General features: G+C 34.7%; 17 protein-coding genes. 1 reads left to right on the top strand and 16 read right to left on the bottom strand.

The genetic code is table 11. From position 1 onward, the window contains the following. Window positions 1-219: 219 nt before the first annotated feature. The 6 genes from NHF50_RS07780 to NHF50_RS07755 all read right to left on the bottom strand — a co-directional run bounded on the left by NHF50_RS07780 (window position 220) and on the right by NHF50_RS07755 (window position 6,556). Window positions 220-1,443 carry a murein hydrolase activator EnvC gene (locus NHF50_RS07780; RefSeq protein WP_109569152.1) on the bottom strand — a complete coding sequence of 408 codons (1,224 nt, stop codon included), beginning with the start codon at window positions 1,441-1,443 and terminating at the stop codon, window positions 220-222. Window positions 1,444-1,464: 21 nt separating this feature from the next. Next, entirely contained in the window at window positions 1,465-2,241 is a 777-nt protein-coding gene (locus NHF50_RS07775; RefSeq protein ID WP_252775602.1) for a DUF4292 domain-containing protein, read from the bottom strand. Continuing rightward, on the bottom strand, window positions 2,238-3,584 hold the full coding sequence (locus NHF50_RS07770; protein ID WP_252775600.1) for a lipopolysaccharide assembly protein LapB: 1,347 nt from the start codon (window positions 3,582-3,584) through the stop codon (window positions 2,238-2,240). Before NHF50_RS07770 ends, NHF50_RS07775 begins: the two co-directional genes overlap by 4 nt. After that, window positions 3,584-4,594 carry a sugar phosphate nucleotidyltransferase gene (locus tag NHF50_RS07765; RefSeq protein ID WP_252775597.1) on the bottom strand — a complete coding sequence of 337 codons (1,011 nt, stop codon included), beginning with the start codon at window positions 4,592-4,594 and terminating at the stop codon, window positions 3,584-3,586. The genes NHF50_RS07770 and NHF50_RS07765 overlap by 1 nt, the downstream gene beginning before the upstream one ends. A 69-nt stretch (window positions 4,595-4,663) precedes the next feature. Then, window positions 4,664-5,098 carry a dUTP diphosphatase gene (gene dut, locus NHF50_RS07760; RefSeq protein ID WP_109569148.1) on the bottom strand — a complete coding sequence of 145 codons (435 nt, stop codon included), beginning with the start codon at window positions 5,096-5,098 and terminating at the stop codon, window positions 4,664-4,666. Between the two features lie 3 nt (window positions 5,099-5,101). Next, complete coding sequence (locus NHF50_RS07755; RefSeq protein WP_109569147.1) at window positions 5,102-6,556, bottom strand: polysaccharide biosynthesis C-terminal domain-containing protein; 1,455 nt, start codon at window positions 6,554-6,556, stop codon at window positions 5,102-5,104. 150 nt (window positions 6,557-6,706) lie between these two features. Here NHF50_RS07755 and NHF50_RS07750 point away from each other — a divergent pair, with 150 nt between their 5' ends. Next, complete coding sequence (locus NHF50_RS07750) at window positions 6,707-8,788, top strand: prolyl oligopeptidase family serine peptidase (RefSeq protein ID WP_252775595.1); 2,082 nt, start codon at window positions 6,707-6,709, stop codon at window positions 8,786-8,788. 55 nt (window positions 8,789-8,843) lie between these two features. On the opposite strand, the gene atpG is transcribed toward NHF50_RS07750, so the two are convergent. From atpG to NHF50_RS07700, 10 genes are all read right to left on the bottom strand, one after another. Further along, window positions 8,844-9,701, bottom strand: a complete 858-nt coding sequence (atpG, locus tag NHF50_RS07745) for an ATP synthase F1 subunit gamma (RefSeq protein ID WP_252775593.1) — start codon at window positions 9,699-9,701, stop codon at window positions 8,844-8,846. A gap of 76 nt (window positions 9,702-9,777) precedes the next feature. After that, window positions 9,778-11,352: a F0F1 ATP synthase subunit alpha gene (gene atpA, locus NHF50_RS07740; RefSeq protein WP_109569144.1), complete on the bottom strand. Its 1,575-nt coding sequence runs from the start codon at window positions 11,350-11,352 to the stop codon at window positions 9,778-9,780. A gap of 34 nt (window positions 11,353-11,386) precedes the next feature. Next, a complete protein-coding gene (locus NHF50_RS07735; protein WP_109569143.1) occupies window positions 11,387-11,824 on the bottom strand; it encodes a hypothetical protein in 438 nt (145 codons plus the stop codon). Between the two features lie 22 nt (window positions 11,825-11,846). Beyond that, window positions 11,847-12,380, bottom strand: coding sequence for an ATP synthase F1 subunit delta (atpH, locus tag NHF50_RS07730; protein WP_252775591.1), 534 nt, complete (start codon window positions 12,378-12,380; stop codon window positions 11,847-11,849). 2 nt (window positions 12,381-12,382) lie between these two features. After that, window positions 12,383-12,883: a F0F1 ATP synthase subunit B gene (locus tag NHF50_RS07725; RefSeq protein ID WP_109569141.1), complete on the bottom strand. Its 501-nt coding sequence runs from the start codon at window positions 12,881-12,883 to the stop codon at window positions 12,383-12,385. Between the two features lie 92 nt (window positions 12,884-12,975). Then, window positions 12,976-13,170 (bottom strand): ATP synthase F0 subunit C, encoded by a 195-nt coding sequence (locus NHF50_RS07720; protein WP_014165720.1) that lies wholly within the window; start codon window positions 13,168-13,170, stop codon window positions 12,976-12,978. A 39-nt stretch (window positions 13,171-13,209) separates the two neighbouring features. Beyond that, entirely contained in the window at window positions 13,210-14,409 is a 1,200-nt protein-coding gene (gene atpB / locus NHF50_RS07715; RefSeq protein ID WP_252775589.1) for a F0F1 ATP synthase subunit A, read from the bottom strand. Between the two features lie 491 nt (window positions 14,410-14,900). Next, window positions 14,901-15,122 (bottom strand): AtpZ/AtpI family protein, encoded by a 222-nt coding sequence (locus NHF50_RS07710; protein ID WP_109569138.1) that lies wholly within the window; start codon window positions 15,120-15,122, stop codon window positions 14,901-14,903. Next, entirely contained in the window at window positions 15,097-15,489 is a 393-nt protein-coding gene (locus NHF50_RS07705) for a polymer-forming cytoskeletal protein (protein ID WP_109569137.1), read from the bottom strand. Before NHF50_RS07705 ends, NHF50_RS07710 begins: the two co-directional genes overlap by 26 nt. Before the next feature lie 26 nt (window positions 15,490-15,515). After that, window positions 15,516-18,134 (bottom strand): gliding motility protein, encoded by a 2,619-nt coding sequence (locus NHF50_RS07700; protein WP_252775587.1) that lies wholly within the window; start codon window positions 18,132-18,134, stop codon window positions 15,516-15,518. Window positions 18,135-18,176: the final 42 nt, after the last annotated feature.

Below are 18,176 nucleotides of genomic sequence, written 5' to 3'. Positions count from 1 at the left end.
TATAACTCGGATACAGGAAAAATGTATATTTTGTTAAAATTTCATATTTTATCCTCATGAGATGCAAAAAATCCACAAAAACAAAAAGTCCCGAAAGATTTCGGGACTAAATGTTCTTGATAAGAAATAAAATTACTGCTATTAACCGTAACAAATATAGCGCCTATATTTGTTAAATTGGATACAGAAAAAATGTATATTTTGTTAAAGTTTTAGAATTTACAAATTAGAGAGCCACTGCTCAGGGTTTAATGTGGTTGTATTTTGCAGAACTAAAAATTTAATCACTGCTTTTCCACTGGAATCGGTTACTATATGCCCTATGGTTTGTTTGATACTTACCTTATCTCCTACTGATACGTTTACACTGTCGAGGTTTTGATAGATCGTAATAAAATCTCCGTGACGGATAAACACCGCTTTTTTGGTTCCTTGAACCACCTGAACCTGTAATACTTCACCATCAAAAACGGCTCGGGCTGTTGAACCCGGCAAAGCAGCTATTTCAATTCCACTGTTTAAGTGTGTTACATTTTTATGAATAGGATCCTGATAATTTCCGTAACGCAATTGGATGTATCCTTTTTCAACCGGCCATGGCAGTCTTCCTTTATTTGCTTTAAAATTGTCTGAAACTATTTTCCCTTCCGGCGTTAAAATGAATTTACTGCTTCCTCCAGTATTTTTAACTCCGGTTTTTGCAGCCGTTTTTTTGTTGGCTGCTGCAATGGCTTCTGCGATCAGTTTCTTAATTTTAGCATCTATCGCTTTTTTCTCTTTTTCCTTTTTTGAAATTTCGGCAGCGTATTTTTTCTTGTTTTTCTGAAGGTCTTTGGCTAATTTTTCCTGTTCTTTCTTTTGTTTCTCCAGTTCGGCTTTTTCTGCTTCACTTTCTGCCAAAACTTTTTCTTTCTGCTTTTTACTGCTTTCCAATTTTTGTTTTGCCTCTGCTAACTTTTCTTGTTTTTCTATAATTTCATCTCCCTGCATTTTTCTAAAGTTAGCATATTGCTTCATATATTGAATACGCTTATAGGCTTGTAAAAAGCTATCAGAGGACAGAATGAACATAATCCGGCTTTTTTCGTTTCTGCTTTTATATGATTTAACGATCATCTTAGCGTAGTCTTCCTTTAAAACCTTTAATTCTCTGTTCAGCTTATTGATCTCAAGTTGCGTCAGATAAATATCATCTTCGAGCAATCTTTTTTGTCTGGCTGTGGTACTGATAAGTTTTTCACTTAATCGAATTCGTGCTTTTTGTTCTTCAATTTGACTTAAAACCGATTTTTCTTTTTTCTTTTCCGTTTGCAACAGTTCTTTAAAAGCTGCGATCTCTTTTTGAATCTGAATCTTTTGCTGCTCTAATTGTTTTTGTTCTTTTGACTGGGCAAAAGTAACGATGGAATAGAAAAATACTAAAAGCGCTAAAATACGGTTCATTCAACTTTGTTAATTCGATTACTAATTGTTTATCGTTACTCGTTCATATCCGTTAGGGATGGAGAAGGGAAAATTCAAATCTTCGTCAAAGGTAACATTCTTATAGGTTAAATCAATATTTATAACCTCGTCCTGTTGGGCAGCAATAGCGATTTCATTGGGTAGAAAAAGGCTTCCGGTCTTACTATGTGACGGATATTCCACCGTTAAGGCTCTGTTTTTACTTTTTTGAAGGATGGTTTCTTTCTTTACTAAGAAATTAGCGGCTTCAAAGTAAAATTCCTTTTCAATATCCTCTTGCTTCTTTTCTGAAAGTTTGTATAAATTATCCTGAATCTGAGCAATATATTTCGCTTTTGTTAAATCGTCAATAGCTTTCCCTAAAAATAGGTTTTGCAATTTTTTGAAATCCAGATCCGTTCCCAACCAGTTGCTGAGCAATTGAAAATCTCCTTTAAAATAGGTTCCGTTTATTTTTTCAAAATATTGCACTTCTGTGGGCGTGATTAATGCTTTTGCCATCGGGATACCGATAAATTTTACATTAACCCATATTACCTGATCTTTTTTAATCCGGATGTCCGCTGAAACACTTTGCGATTGTTTATCGTCACGGTATTTTGCATTGGCTCTGATATTTATTGTTTTAAAATCGGAAGGCAATGCATAATGTTGCTGAATCACTTTAGAAGCTGCCAAGTCTTCTTCAGCCGCCGATTCGGCAACTGCTTTTTTAGCTTTACAGGAAACTAATAGGCTTATCAGGGCAAAAACCCATATTACTTTTTTAATCATCATTTTTGACTTTTTAAACTCTCGGCTTTGGAAAGATACTGTTTACTTTGTTTCTCGTCTCCTAATTCCCGGTAAGACTCGCCTAATAAGTAATTAAAATAAAATTCCTGATCCGGATCATCTACTACAAATTCTAAGCCATTTTTTAAAAAATCAATCGCTTGCTTGTATTCTCCTAAATTAAAATGAGCCAAGCCAACATAATAATACAATTTTGGCTGTGCCGGAAAGGTGTCAATAAAAATTTCTGCTTTAACCGCTAATGCTTCATAATTCTTTGCATTTGCTAAATTGTCCAGTAACAGTGAAATACTTTCCCAGTCATTCGGATCGTGCATTAATGCTTTTTCCAGAAACAATGAAGTTTTCTCGTAATTCTTTTTGTTGAAATAAAATTTGGCTACTTCTTTTGAAACATTAATGGTTTTATCTTCTGAGAGTAAATCGACTGCTTGCTCTAGTTGGACATCGTATTGCGTTGCATTGGCAGAGAAGATTAAAAACTCATTTAACAATCTGTGTTTTAACTTGATATCTATCTCTTTGCTTTTTAAAACCTTTAGCATGGAATCGGCGGCTTTTTCGCCGTCATTCTCATTCAGATAAAATTTAAACAAACTTATTTGTGCCCATTCCGAATCGGGAATTTCTTTTGCCAACTGTTTGGCCACTTCAATTGCCTTTTCTTCCTGATTCATTTGTGAATAATAAAGCATGAGGTCTAAATAAGATTGTTCGTTTTTCGGATTTTCCGCAATAGCTTTTCTTAGCTTTGATTCTAAAGATCCGTCATTCTGCGCTGACTCTTCTGTTAGTTTTCGTTTATAGAATTCCATAGTCTGACTCAGAACCGAAGTCTTTTGCATATCTTCCAACAGCTTTAAAGCTTCTTCATGCTGACCGGTATATACATAAAGAGACACCAGATCTTCTTTCATATTCTCATCAAATTCAATGAGTTTTTTTACAATGGTAATTGATTTCGGATACTCTTTTGTTGTATAATATACATCATACAGACCGTTCCAGTACCAACGTTCATTAGGGTTGAGATCAACTGCTTTTTGAAAGGCTATTTCAGCTTCAGCATATTTTTTTAAATCCAGATTGTTTTTACCTAATTCATAATATAATGCTGCATTATCAGGATCAGAATCGATACATTTTTCAATAGCAGTAATTGCTTTGTCATAATTTTCTATGGCTCGCTGCTTTACTGCTTCATAAAAATTATTTTCTAATTCGTCATTGACCATAGCAATATCATCAGGATTATCTTGTGCCAAAGCTGGCAGGACAAAACCGATAATTCCAATAAAAAGCGCTATTTTTCTAAATTGTTTCACTATTCTAATACGGAATAATCTCCGATGCTTACAGATGTAAATTCACCATCAAACTTAGCGTGATTTCCGATCATGGCATTGTCTAATTTAGCATTGACGATGACCGCATTGCTCTGTACCAAACTATTTTTAATTTGTGAATTGATCACTTTTGTTCCGTCGCCTAAGGAAACATTCGGTCCGATAGTGGCATTTTCCAATTCTACATTGTTCCCGATATAGCACGGCGGAATTATGGTTGCATTAATCATTTTAACTGATTGCGAAACTAAAATTTCTCCGTCTCTTTCTAAAAAGCTCAACATTCTGGAATTTGTATCAACCGTAACGTTCTTGTTTCCACAATCCATCCATTCTTCAACTTTTCCCGGAACAAACTTCATCCCTTTTTGTTTCATGTTCTCTAATGCATCCGTCAGTTGATATTCTCCTCCTTTTACAACGTTATTATCAATCAAGTATTGCAATTCCGCTCGTAAAGTTTCTCCGGATTTAAAATAATAAATCCCGATTATCGCTAAGTCTGAAACAAACTCTTTCGGTTTTTCTACAAAATCAATGATCTCATTTTTATCGTTTAACTGCACCACTCCGAATGCACTCGGATCTTCTACCTGTTTTACCCAGATCACACTGTCTGCTGTTGTATCTAAAGAAAAATCAGCTCTGAACAATGTATCTGCATAAGCCACTACGATAGGTCCGTTCATACTTTCTTTAGCACATAAAATAGCATGTGCTGTTCCTAATGCTTCATTTTGATAGTAGATCGTTCCTTTTGTTCCTAAGCTTTCTGCTATTGCTACCAAATCTTCTTCTACGGCACTGCCAAAACTTTCATGAATGATAAAGGCTATTTCATCGATCGGTTGATCGATCACTTTGGCAATATCTTCCACTAAACGGTGCACAATGGGCTTACCTGCAATCGGAATTAAAGGTTTCGGAACTGTTAATGTATGTGGGCGAAGGCGTGACCCGCGTCCCGCCATTGGTACTATTATTTTCATGTTTTTACGTTCTTAACTTCAATATTTGTTATTCAAAGTTCAACATTCTAAATTTTGAATATTGAAATTCTACTTCACTCCGGTACTACCAAAACCTCCTGCACCTCTTGATGTTTCTGTTAATTCTTCCACTTCAATCCATTCGGCACGTTCGTGCTTAGCAATAACCAATTGAGCAATTCTTTCACCGTTTTCTATCGTGAAATCTTCATGGGATAAATTTACTAAAATTACGCCAATTTCACCACGATAATCCGCATCAACCGTTCCCGGCGAATTCAATACTGTAATTCCTTTTTTAGCTGCCAATCCGCTACGTGGTCTAACCTGAGCTTCATAACCGATAGGGAGCTCAATAAACAATCCGGTTTTAACTATAGCTCTTTCCAATGGTTTCAGTACTATCGGCTCATCTATCTGAGCACGTAAATCCATTCCGGCAGATGCTATGGTCTCATAATTCGGTAACGGGTGTTGTGATTTATTGATAATTTTAATTTGCATGTTCTATTTTCGTTTTATTAATTTCAACACTAATTCGCGTTCATTTCTATATACAAAATAAGCAAAAATGATTAAACTGATGATCCCGAAAATATAGGTTTGTCTCAATATCGGTACATAAAATGAAAAACCGCTTAAAACGATTGATAGCCCGAGATACATTCCTATTTTTTTCTTATCGTACGGAATAGGATATTGTTTTTGTCCTAATTTATAAGAAATCAACATCATAGTTCCATACGCCAATATGGTTGCAATTGCCGATCCCAGATAACTCATTTTAGGTATAAATAAGAAATTGAAGACTAAAGTTACAATTGCTCCTATTACCGATATATAGGCCCCTATCTTTGTTTTATCTATTAATTTATACCAAACAGAAAGGTTTGTATAAATCCCTAAGAAAAAATTAGCCATTACGATTATCGGAACAATATCCATCGCTGTCCAATACTCACTCTTAGGTACTAAGAAAATTTTTAAAACATCTGCAAAAACAATAACTCCTAATGCCATGAATGAACCGAAGATAACAAAATACTTGGTGATTTCGGCATAGGTTTGAGGAGCATTTTCATTTTTAGCATGACTAAAGAAAAAAGGTTCTATTCCCAGTGTATATGCTGTTCGGAACAAGACCATAAACATCCCTATTTTGTAACAGGCTGAATAGGCTCCGATATCAGACAAGCTGATATTCATCCACTCCAGCAAAATTTTATCGAAATGTTCGTTGATAGCAAAAGCTATACCCGCAATTAGAATAGGAAATCCGTAACGAAGCATCCTTTCCCATAATTGCTTGTCAAAATTCCAGTTCAGCTTAAAATAATCCGGAAGCAACACCAGTAGTGTGAACGAACTGGCAATCAGATTGGAAACAAAAATGTAACCTACCTGAAAATTTTCTGAATATATGGATTGAAAGAACGCACTATTAGCTGCTATTTCAGGCAAGATCACTAAGAAAAAGATATTCAGCCCTAAATTAATTCCCACATTCGCAATTTTGATCACGGCATATTTTATCGGGCGGCTTTCGGCTCTTAATTTAGAAAACGGAATGATCACAAGAGCATCTAAAGCTAAAATTCCGATCGTATAAGCAATATACTCTGTATTGATCCTTGTTATATTTGAAATACCTTGCTGAAACAACAATCCTAGAACTACAAAAAGCAAAGTAGAGCCTAACAAAGAGATCATAGAAGTGGAAACCACATCTTCTTTTTTTGCATCGGAGTTATAAAACCTAAAAAAAGAAGTTTCCATTCCGTAGGAAAGTACCACATTGAAAAATACTAACCATGAGAAGATAATGGTAACTTCTCCCATTTTACTTTTATCCGTTAGGTAGTAAACATAAAGAGGAGTCAATATAACACTCATTATTCTCGGCACTACTGTTGCCAAGCCATAAATAGCGGTTTGCTTAAAAAGGTTTTTATATAAGCTCAAGTTTTATTTGTTTTTGCTACTACAAAAGTAATTATTTTGACGGTTAGAAAAATTAATCGGAAAGATTTACTCTGTTTCGTTTTAAAAAAACATTCTTATTCTAATTAAAATATAGTATTTTTCCGCTTTTGTATTTAAAAATCGTTTTTTATGAGACTTTTACCCCTGTTTTCATTCTTTTTATTGATCTCTTTCATTTCCCGATCTCAAACTTCACAAAAAGCACCGGGTGAGTTCTCAAGATTTGATTATCGTTATATTGACCAATATGTATGGCTGGAAAAAAACAATGATCCGGAAGTAAAGGAGTGGATTAATCAACAAAACGAAAAAACTCAAGAGGTACTTGAAAAGGCTGTTAAAGACAATAATTTTTTATTTAAAATAAAAGACTATCAATCACTTTCAACCAACACGCTCCCTTCAAAACGGGGGAAATATTTTTATTCAAATTACAGACTGGACAAAGACAAGCCCGGTGTATTGCATTACCGAGAAAATCTTGATGATATGCCAAAAGAATTGGTTGATCCTTATAGTGTCTACAAAGACAATTCTGTTTTTATTTCAAATTATTCCCCTTCCAAAAACTCAAAATATCTGGCATACCAAATAAGTGTTGACGGAAGTGACAGGCATGAAATCCGATTTGTTAATATTACCAAACAGGAATATCTGGAAGATGTTCTTAAGGATGTTAAATTCTCTAATTTAACCTGGAACTTCGATGAGGGTATTTTCTACAAAAAAAATGCTAACATCAATAAAGTAGCTAAGGACTCTACATTTCAATTGTTTTTTCATCGAATAGGCGAAAAACAAGATCAAGATCAGTTAATCCTTGATACAACCGATAAGGAAAGTACATTTGATTATACGAGAAAAGGAAGTAAATTATTTATCATTGAGACCAATAAAGAAGAAAGTTTAAAGAACTATTATTACATCAATCTAAGTAATTCTACAGACTTTACACTTGTTCCTTTTCTTAAAAACGACTCAAATAATTTTGAATTTGTAAACTTCAAGAATGACAGTATTTATTATATCAATAATAAATATCCTTGGGGAAGTCTAAGCAAATTCTCTATCCGCAATCCTTCTGTTCAAACAACTGTTATCCCTCAATATTACAATCATTTATTACTGGACTCTTACTTTACAAAAGACTATATTATTTGCAAATACAAACACGAAGGGAATTACTATATCAACGTTAACGACTACAACGGAAAACTGATCCGTAAATTTGAAGCGCCTTACAGTATGAATCTTAACATTCGTTTCTTTGATAGTAAAACCAACGAGTTGTATGTCACTTTTTATTCGTACACTATCTCTTATCTGAATTACAGATTAAATATTGACACAGGTAAAAGCAATGTCTATTACAACAGTTATATACGACCTAAACCAACATTATTCCCGTTTGATTATTTTGAAACTAAAAACATAACCTATAAAAGCAGAGACAATAAAAACATTCCTATAACTATTATTTACAAAAAGGGAATTGAACTAAACGGGCAAAACCCAACACTTTTAGAAGCTTACGGTGGATTCGGGATCATCAGTTCCCCAAAATATGACGTTGGTCTTTTACATTTTTTAGAAAAAGGTGGTGTTTATGCCTATGCTGAAATAAGAGGCGGAGGAGACAAAGGAATAAGTTGGCATAAGAACGGTCGAAAAGATAAAAAAATGAATACTTTTAACGATTTTATCGATGCTGCTGAGTTTTTAATTTCAAGCGGTTATACTTCTTCTGAAAAACTTGCTATTTCCGGGACTTCTCATGGCGGACTTGTTGTTGGGGTTGCATTAACCCAGCGTCCGGAACTGTTTAAAGTTGCAGTTTCTAAAGTAGGTGTTTATGACATGCTCCGATTTGATGAATATACTATTGGCGTTAGGCATTTAGACGAATTCGGTGATCCGAATGTTAAAGAAGATTTTGATTATTTAAAAGCCTACTCTCCTCTTCATAATATAAAAGATGATGTTAACTATCCTATCACATTAATCATTACCAGCGAAAATGATGACAGAGTACCTCCTATTCACTCTTATAAATTTGCAGCAAAACTCCAAGAAAGGCAGGCCCAAAAGAATCCTGTATATTTAATGGTAAAAGAAAAGGCCGGGCACTATGGTAAAATTGCTAATTATACCGACCGAGTAAAACAAGAAGCTGAATTTTATAGTTTTATCTGGGAAACATTAACTAAATAAGAAAGAGCCAAACATAAATGTTTGGCTCTTTCTTTAAAATCTTCTTTATCAAATATTATCCGTTTAACGCTTCTGCACCACCTACAATCTCTAAGATCTCTCCTGTAATTGCAGCCTGACGTGCTTTGTTATACGTTAATTTCAATTGGTTACGCAATGCTGTTGCATTATCTGTAGCTTTATGCATTGCCGTCATACGAGCACCGTGCTCAGCAGCAAATGAATCGCGAACAGATTTATATAATTGTGTCTTTAATGATTTAGGAATCAATGTTGACACGATTTCTTCTTTAGAAGGTTCAAAAATGTAATCAGAAGCTATCGCTTCACCTTCGGCAATCGGTGCCAATGGTAAAAACTGTTCTGTTTTTACAATTTGAGTAGCGGCATTTTTGAAATTGTTGTATACAATTTCAATTTTATCATACTCAGCTGCTACAAACTTATCCATTAATACCTGAGCAATATCAGCTACTTTATCAAATGTTAAATCGTCAAAAACAGAACTATAATTAGCAAGTATCCTATTGGTTTTGCTTAAAATATCGTTTCCTTTTTTACCGATAGAAACCACGTCAACTTGTTTTCCTTGGTAAAAGTTCACTCTGTTTTTTACTTCTTTAATCACATTGGCATTAAAAGCTCCACAAAGACCTCTGTTAGAAGTTACAGCAACAATTAAAACTTTGTTTACTTCTCTTTGTTCAGCAAAAGCTCCACCAGTATTTCCCTCTAATGTAGCACTTAAATTTTGTAATAATTCCGTTAATTTCTCAGCATAAGGACGCATAGCTGTAATAGCATCTTGCGCTTTCTTTAATTTAGCTGCAGAAACCATTTTCATCGCTGATGTAATCTGCATCGTTGACTGAACGGAACTGATTCTATTTCTAATTTCCTTTAAGTTTGCCATTCTTTTTAGGTATTTGGTTAAGGGGAAAAGGCAATAGGTTCTCTAACCTACTACCATTCTCCTTTTACCTATTCTATTAATATTTTGCTGAAATTTCTTTTGCTACTTTTTCTAATACATCAGTGATCGTATCATCAAATTTACCTGCTTTTAACGCATCTAATGTATCACGGTGCTTAGCTCCTAAGTATGCTAAGAAATCTTTTTCAAATTCTTTTACTTTATCAACCGGAACATTTCTCAATAAGTTTTTAGAACCGGCATAGATAATTGCAACCTGATCTTCTACAGTATACGGATCGTTTACTGATTGTTTTAAGATCTCTACGTTACGTTTACCTTTTTCAATTACATTCATTGTTGCAGCATCCAAATCAGAACCGAACTTCGCGAAAGCTTCAAGCTCACGATATTGTGCCTGGTCTAATTTTAATGTACCTGCTACTTTTTTCATTGATTTAATTTGAGCCGAACCTCCTACACGAGATACAGAGATACCTACGTTAATTGCAGGGCGAACACCTGAATTGAACAAGTCTGACTCTAAGAAAATCTGACCGTCAGTAATCGAAATTACGTTAGTCGGAATATAAGCAGAAACGTCACCTGCTTGTGTTTCAATGATTGGTAACGCTGTTAACGAACCACCACCTTTAACGATCGGTTTTAATGATTCCGGTAAGTCATTCATTGTTTTAGCGATTTCATCATCTGCAATCACTTTAGCAGCACGCTCTAATAATCTTGAGTGTAAGTAGAATACGTCTCCCGGATAAGCTTCACGTCCCGGCGGTCTTCTTAATAACAAAGACACCTCACGATATGCCACCGCTTGTTTAGACAAATCATCATAAACAATTAAAGCCGGACGACCTGTATCACGGAAATACTCACCGATAGCAGCACCGGCAAAAGGAGCGTAAACTTGCATTGGAGCAGGGTCAGAAGCATTAGCAGCAACAATAACTGTATAAGCCATTGCACCTTTATCTTCTAAAGTTTTAGCGATAGCTGCAACTGTAGATGCTTTTTGTCCTACTGCAACATATATACAGAATACCGGTTTTCCGGCATCATAAAATTCTTTTTGATTTAAGATCGTATCGATACAAACTGTAGTTTTACCAGTTTGACGGTCACCGATTACCAACTCACGTTGTCCTCTACCTACAGGAATCATGGCATCAACTGCTTTAATACCTGTTTGTAACGGTTCGTTTACCGGTTGACGGAAAATAACTCCCGGAGCTTTACGCTCAAGCGGCATTTCATATAAATCTCCGCCAATAGGACCTTTACCGTCGATTGGGAAACCTAAAGTGTCTACTACACGTCCTACCATTTGCTCTCCTACTTTAAGAGATGCGATACGTTGTGTTCTTTTTACAGTTGAACCTTCTTTAATACCTGTTGAAGGACCTAACAATACTACCCCAACATTATCTTCTTCTAAGTTCAATACGATTGCTTCTAATCCGTTTTCGAATTGAACCAACTCACCATATTGAGCATTAGACAATCCATAAACACGAGCAATACCGTCACCCACCTGAAGTACTGTTCCAACTTCTTCTAAAGTAGCACCAGATTCAAAACCTGATAGTTGCTTTTTTAATATTGCTGATATTTCAGCAGGTTTAATTTCAGCCATAATATTTAATTATTTCATTTTCAATTAAAAATTTTTAGTAAATCTTTAATTTTAATGTTTCATTATTATACTTGTTAATAAATTTATCTAATTTTTCTTCATCAATACTTCCGTCTTCAGATACTAATTCAGATTTATTGATGGCTTTAGCAATTTCTTTACTGCTCAGATCCGTAAACAGTTCCTTTCCGGACTCTAAGAATCTAACCGTAACAACATATTTTTTAAGAGTAGCCGGATAATTATGTCCTCCCGGTTGGCTTCTGGCAGGATTGGGAACTTCATACGACGTACTTAAAAAAGAAACAAATTCTTCTCCGCCTAATGTAGACAACGTCATTGTTGATCCTTCATTTTCATATTTATAAACTTCAACACCGTCAATCAAAACGTTCCCTTTTTTAAATTTTACTTTTTGAGAAAAACTCAAAACAGAGAAAGATAACAACAAGAGTATTAAAACTTTTTTCATCGAAATTAATTCCTTTTGTTTATTAATTACTAAACTCTCTTTTTAATTGTAGCAACCTGTTTGCTACAGATGCATTGTATTGTTGATCACCAATTCGCAATACAAACCCTCCGATAATTGCAGGATCTACTACATTGGTTAAATTTACTTTTTTAGATGTAAAAGTTGCTATTTTCGCCAACACTTTATTTTCCAATGCTGCATCTAACGGAACTGCTGTAGTCACAACGGCATTTTCAATGCCATTGGCTTCATTATATAGCTCTTGGTATTGATCACCTATTGGAGCTAAAATCCCAAATCTTTTATTTTCAAGCAATAACTGGAACAAGGCTTTAGTTTCCGGTTGAGCACTTGCAAAAACTTCAACCAAAGCATTACGTTTAGTCTGAACATTTACAATCGGGCTTTCCAAGAACAATTTCAATTCTTTAGATTCCTTTACAGCCGAAACGATAGTGTTCATATCAGCCAAAACTTTTTCAGAATTGTTATTTCCCTGAGCTATATCAAGTATTGCTTTCGCATAGCGAATAGCGGCTCTACTTCCTGCCATAATTAATTCAATTTAGCGTCATCTAACATTTTCTCAACCAATTTTGATTGTGTTTCTTTGCTAGATAATTCTTCTTTCAATAATTTTTCTGCAATTTCAATAGACAATGTTGAAACTTGAGCTTTGATCTCAGCCATAGCTGCATTTTTCTCAGTTTCAATTGTTGCTTTAGCCTGAGCTATCATTTTATCTCCTTGTACTTTCGCTTCGTCTTTAGCATCAGTAATCATCTTGTCTTTGATTTCACGAGCTTCTTTTAGCATGTTATCTCTTTCTACACGAGCTTCAGCCAATAATTTCTCATTATCCGCTTTTAGGTTTGCCAAATCTTTTTTAGCATTTTCTGCTGCCATTAAAGCATTTTCAATACCTTCTTCACGAGCTGCCAAAGCTGCTAAAATCGGTTTCCAAGCAAATTTTGCCAATAACACAATCAAGATTACCAGAATAATTGCTTGCCAGAAAAACAAACCGTATGAAAAATCATTAATTAACTTATCCATTTTATATCAATAATATTTAAGTGTCTTCTAAAATCTGTTTAACAAAACAAGACCTGCAACCAACCGTTGCAGGTTCTTTGTTTTTCTTTTAATTAAGCTCCTAAGATTAAAGCACCAAATGCTAAACCTTCCAATAATGCACCGATGATAATCATCGCAGTTTGGATTTTTCCAGCAGCTTCCGGTTGACGAGCAATAGCGTCCATTGCAGAACCACCGATTTTACCTAAACCTAAACCAGCTCCGATTACGATTAAACCAGCACCTACTAAATTTGGAATTGTCATAATAATTGATTTATATAATTAAACAAAATTCTTTCTAAATTAAACAATAGCATTATCGTGATCTCCTAATTCATCTACCGAATGGTGTTCATCATGATGATGATCCTGAACTGCCATACCGATAAATAAAGACGATAGCATCGTAAAGATAAACGCCTGAAGGAATGCCACTAACAACTCTATAATCGAAATAAACAACGTTAAAGCCATTGATGTTCCTATAGCACCGCCGGTTGACAACTGCTCTTTCATCAAGAACACAATTGCAATTAACCCCATGACTACAGTGTGCCCCGCCGTAATGTTTGCAAAAAGACGAATCATCAATGAGAACGGTTTCGTAAACATTCCCAACACCTCGATCGGCATCAAAACAATTTTCATCGGAACAGGCACTCCCGGCATCCAGAAGATGTGCCCCCAATAATCTTTATTAGCACTAAATTGTGTAATAAGAAATGTAAACAATGCCAAACATAAGGTTACTGTAATATTCCCTGTTACATTGATCCCTAACGGAGTCAATCCGATCAAATTCAACAACCAGATCAGGAAGAACACAGTCAACAAATAAGGCATGAATTTTTTATATTTTTTCTCCCCGATATTCGGACGAGCTATTTCATCTCTAACGTAGATTACCAATGGCTCTAAAACACGATTAAATCCTTTTGGTAAATTATTGTGGCTTGTTTTGTAGGTTTTCGCCAATGAAGTAAACATAACGAATAACAAAACTGCAGTTAAAAACAATGAGAATACATTTTTTGTAATAGAGAAATCCAATGGTCTCTCATTAGTAGGATGATGATGTTCATCATATTGAATTGTACCTTCAGCATCCGTTTTGTAAACTTTACTATGATACAATTTATAGAACTGACCTCCTTTTTCCACTACTTTTTCTCCGTGATGAAATTCAGAAGCAGAAAAAACTTTTAATCCGTTATCTAATAAGATCACCGGTAATCCGAAACCATAATGCTTTCCTTCTTCCTCATCAGAGAAGAAAATAAAATAGTAATCATCTTTTAAGTGATGTTCAATATGTTCATTGACGATGTCTTTAGAAGATTTTGCTTCTTCACCATGCGTTTCTCCGTGGTCAACGTGATCAGCATGAACTTCATTAGTTTCAACTTTTGTACTATCAACTGTATCAGAAGCTAACACATTTGTAGTCGTAAAAACCAGCATTAGTGCGGCTAAAATCGAAAGTGGTTTTTTCAGAATCACCATATTCTCTTATTTATATAACTTTTATGGTTCTTAAAAATTTTTGCAAAAGTACAACTTTAATTAAAAATCCAAGTTAGAATACATGTTTTTTTTGCTGATTTGTTATACAAATTCATTTTACCTCATTTTTATTCAGCAAAACTACTGTAAAATAGACATCTACGAGCATAAAAGAGAAAAAAATGAGAATAAAAACCATCTTATCTGAAAACGTTTGCGTAATTCCGGAAATAAGACTTGTGTAAAATACGTATACAAGAATGTTTTTAACAGTAAGTGTGATTAGAGCGAAAAAGCCCAATTGGTCTGACTTTTTTTGATAAAAAACAGCTCCGAGCAATACCAGAAAAGTGAGAAATGATTCTACCAGAAATATACTCTTAACAAAAGAGGCTTTTTCGGAAAAAAAATCAAAAAATAAAAAGGCAATATCCACTATTAAGATGATTAAACAGGGATATAAAATTTTAAACAAAAAATTATTTTTTCGTTCAATCTTCATCTTCTCTACTGATTTGTTGTACTTTCTTTATAACCTGATATAAAGCCAAAAACACTCCGAAGAGTGTTAATACTGGTTTAAGGTATGCTGTTCTATAATATTCATCTGCTTTAGCTCCTAAAATCGAAAAAACAAAAATAACCACTCCCATTTGCGTTGGAATCGTTACAAAATACAACCATTTACTAGGCTGATTTTTCTTTTGTTTCATTTGCAACAGACTTTAACTGGTTCTTCATGGTACAGGTCGCTTCAAATACGGCTCCCGGTTCTACTGCTAATTTACCTACAGTTACTTCTCCATTGATCGAAGCTTTTGATTTCACGGTTAACAATTCTGTTGCGATCAGTTTTCCGGTAAACTTACCTTCAATATCCACATTTTTGCATTTAACATCTCCCTGCACTTCGCCTGAAGGACCGACCACTAATTTTCCGGTTGATGTATAGTTCCCGACAAGAACACCGTCCAGCCTAAAATCGGCTTTTGATTCAATGTCACCTCTTATCACTGTTCCTTCAACAATTCTGTTTGTTTTACCCAGAACATTGTCGTTATTTTTTGCTTTATCAAACATGGTTTATAGATTTTGGGGGTTCTTTTTTATTCTTTATGCTCCTGCAACCATTCGGCAAATGCTTTTTTGATCTGAATTACTGTATAATCTTCCGAAGAGAGACAATAAGCCTCGTCATTAATTTTATATTCTTTATAATCTCGCAATAAACTTAAAACTGATTTTGCCGTTTGTTTTGACTGAAGGCCGTGCAAGATAACAAAATCGTTACCCATATCATAAATATCCACCGATAATTTTAAGTTACTATTTTGAGTATTATCCATATACTTCTTTACTGTCTGTAATAATTTTTCCTGAGATTTATCAGCAGGATATTTTACAGGGAAAATAATTTTCCAGCCTGACGCTTCTTCATCTTTTACGAATTTTAACTGTTCCAGTTTAGGAATATTTTTCTGAAGCAATGCCTCTGATTCTTTTCCTTCTTCTGTATTGGGATAAGTCAATGCTACAAAATTCAATCCTTTTTTATATTCCTCCAGACCAAAAAGTCTTCCTGAAACAACCGCCTTAAGCATTTCAAACTTCGGCAAGGCATCATCGCCCACATACTCATCTACTTTTTGAACTAAAGCAGGATAGCTTTCTCTTAATTTACCTTCCTGTACCTCATTATAAACCGATTTATAAACTGATTCAGGATTGTCTTCATCGGCTAAAACTTCCGTCGGGTTCTTAATGATCTCTGCATAACGGCTTTCCGGATATTCCGACAAGATCTGATCTTTAATCATTGCTGCTTTAGCCGGATCTATAATTTCGTATATTTTGTACAAATTGTATTTTGCCGGAAGTATCAAACGTTCTTCAGGTTTGTTCTTAAGCAATGTTTCTAATCGATTAGCAGCCAACTTATATTCTTTGAACTTTTCTTTATAGATCAGCCCTAATTGGTAATATGCCATATTTCGCTCTTTGGCTATACTATCAATCACTTTACTATCTTCAGGAATTTGATCTAAATAATAAGCTACATTATAAAGCGGGTTTTCCGCGATAGAATCTTTTTGTTCTCCTTCATCGGTCAATTCTTCGTCGTCGTCTTTAAAACTTGTTTTATCTTTTGATGAAGACAATCTCCAGTTGTCTTTTAATTCTATTTTTCCCCATTTCTTTTGAAATTCTGTCTTCCCGTAACTTACTGTAACCGGATTGTAGAAATAGAAAGCACTTTGCCCGTTAGTGCTTCCGCCCGGAGGTAATAAGGATGCTGTCCCCAACACTTTGTCACTTGTGTTCTTTCTATTTCCTGACACATCAGAGTTTGCTACACTATTTGCTTTTATATTCGCCTCTTTTTCAGCTTGTTCCTTAGCTAACTTAGCCTTGATCTCATCTTGTACTTTAAGTTTTTCAATATAGCTTTCGTAATATCCTCTTTTCTCTTTATCGGTTAAACTTACCACATGGAGTATGCTGTCATTACGAGTTGCAATATCTTCGTATAAAATAACATCCGCTAAATTGTCTCTCTTTTTCTTTATTTTTCGATATTCACGGGTACGCTCGTCTAAACGGGTCAACGTACTATCATAATACATTCCTGCCAATTTATACTCAGCATTTCTAAAATTGATCTCAGCGATATTGCGATAGTTAGAAGCACTTAAATAACGATCCTGCGAAAGTGTTCTCAAGGATTTATTATAGTATACTTTTGCTGTAGAATCTTTTTTGAAATTGTCATAAAAAATCCCCATCTGATGGTTTAAAACATCTAAATAGGGTCTGTTTTCTCTGTCTGCTAAAAGTTTGTTGAACTTTTCAAGAAAAGCAATAGTATCTCCTTTTTCATAATCGAACTGCTTCGCTTGTTCAGCATGCGCATGAATTACATATTGACGAGGCGATTTACGTTTCATTTCTATGACTTCCTGAAAAGTTGCAAAAGCGCTGTCCTGATAATTCATCTTTTCGTACAACTGTCCTAATATAAAAGTATAACGGGCTTTTTCTTCTTTGCTTTTTGTTTCATTTTTAGCCACCTTAACCGTTGTTATGGCGCTGTCAATTGCTTCTAAATTAATGTAAGCCTGAGTAAGCATAGCATTTGCGTCTGCTAAATCCTGTCCTTCAATCTTCTGACTTTCTAAGAGTTTCTTTAGGTTTTTTATTGCTAATTCTTCACTGTTTAAACGAATATTAACTTTTTCACGCCAAACTTTTGCATGATAGATCCTGTCGCTTTTAGGATATTTATACAGAATATAGTTTAAAGCTTCCAGTGCCGGAATAAAACGATTGTCATAGTATCGCGCTTTAGCCAAAAGCAGATATGCCTCATCCATTTGAGGGTTTCGCTCTGTTCCTCCGATATTCATAGAATGTTTCTGAACTGCTTTTACTGCTTTTTCTTCAGCACGTTCAAAATTAGCATTCTTAGTCTGACCGGGCAGAATATTCTGTTCTTTATCAGTTGTACGCTCAATAGGTAGAACTTCCCAAAAATTGTCCTGATATGTTGTTTTTAATTCTTCTAATCCGGCATCTAACGCTAAATTCCCGTTGTATAAAATATTATACTCGGTAGTTACAGCGTGGAAATTACGATTAATGAACTTGTCTTTCTTTACCGAACAGGCGACGATTAAAGACAATATTCCGATGAAGATTATATATGTAGATATGCTCTTGTTTTTCAAAATAAAAACGCTTTTAAACCTTTAACTCAATTCCTTTATTTT

Origin of the sequence: Flavobacterium sp. NRK F10, assembly GCF_024054235.1 — a bacterium.
Taxonomy (GTDB): domain Bacteria; phylum Bacteroidota; class Bacteroidia; order Flavobacteriales; family Flavobacteriaceae; genus Flavobacterium; species Flavobacterium sediminis.
This window is presented reverse-complemented; position numbering and strand designations above follow the sequence as displayed.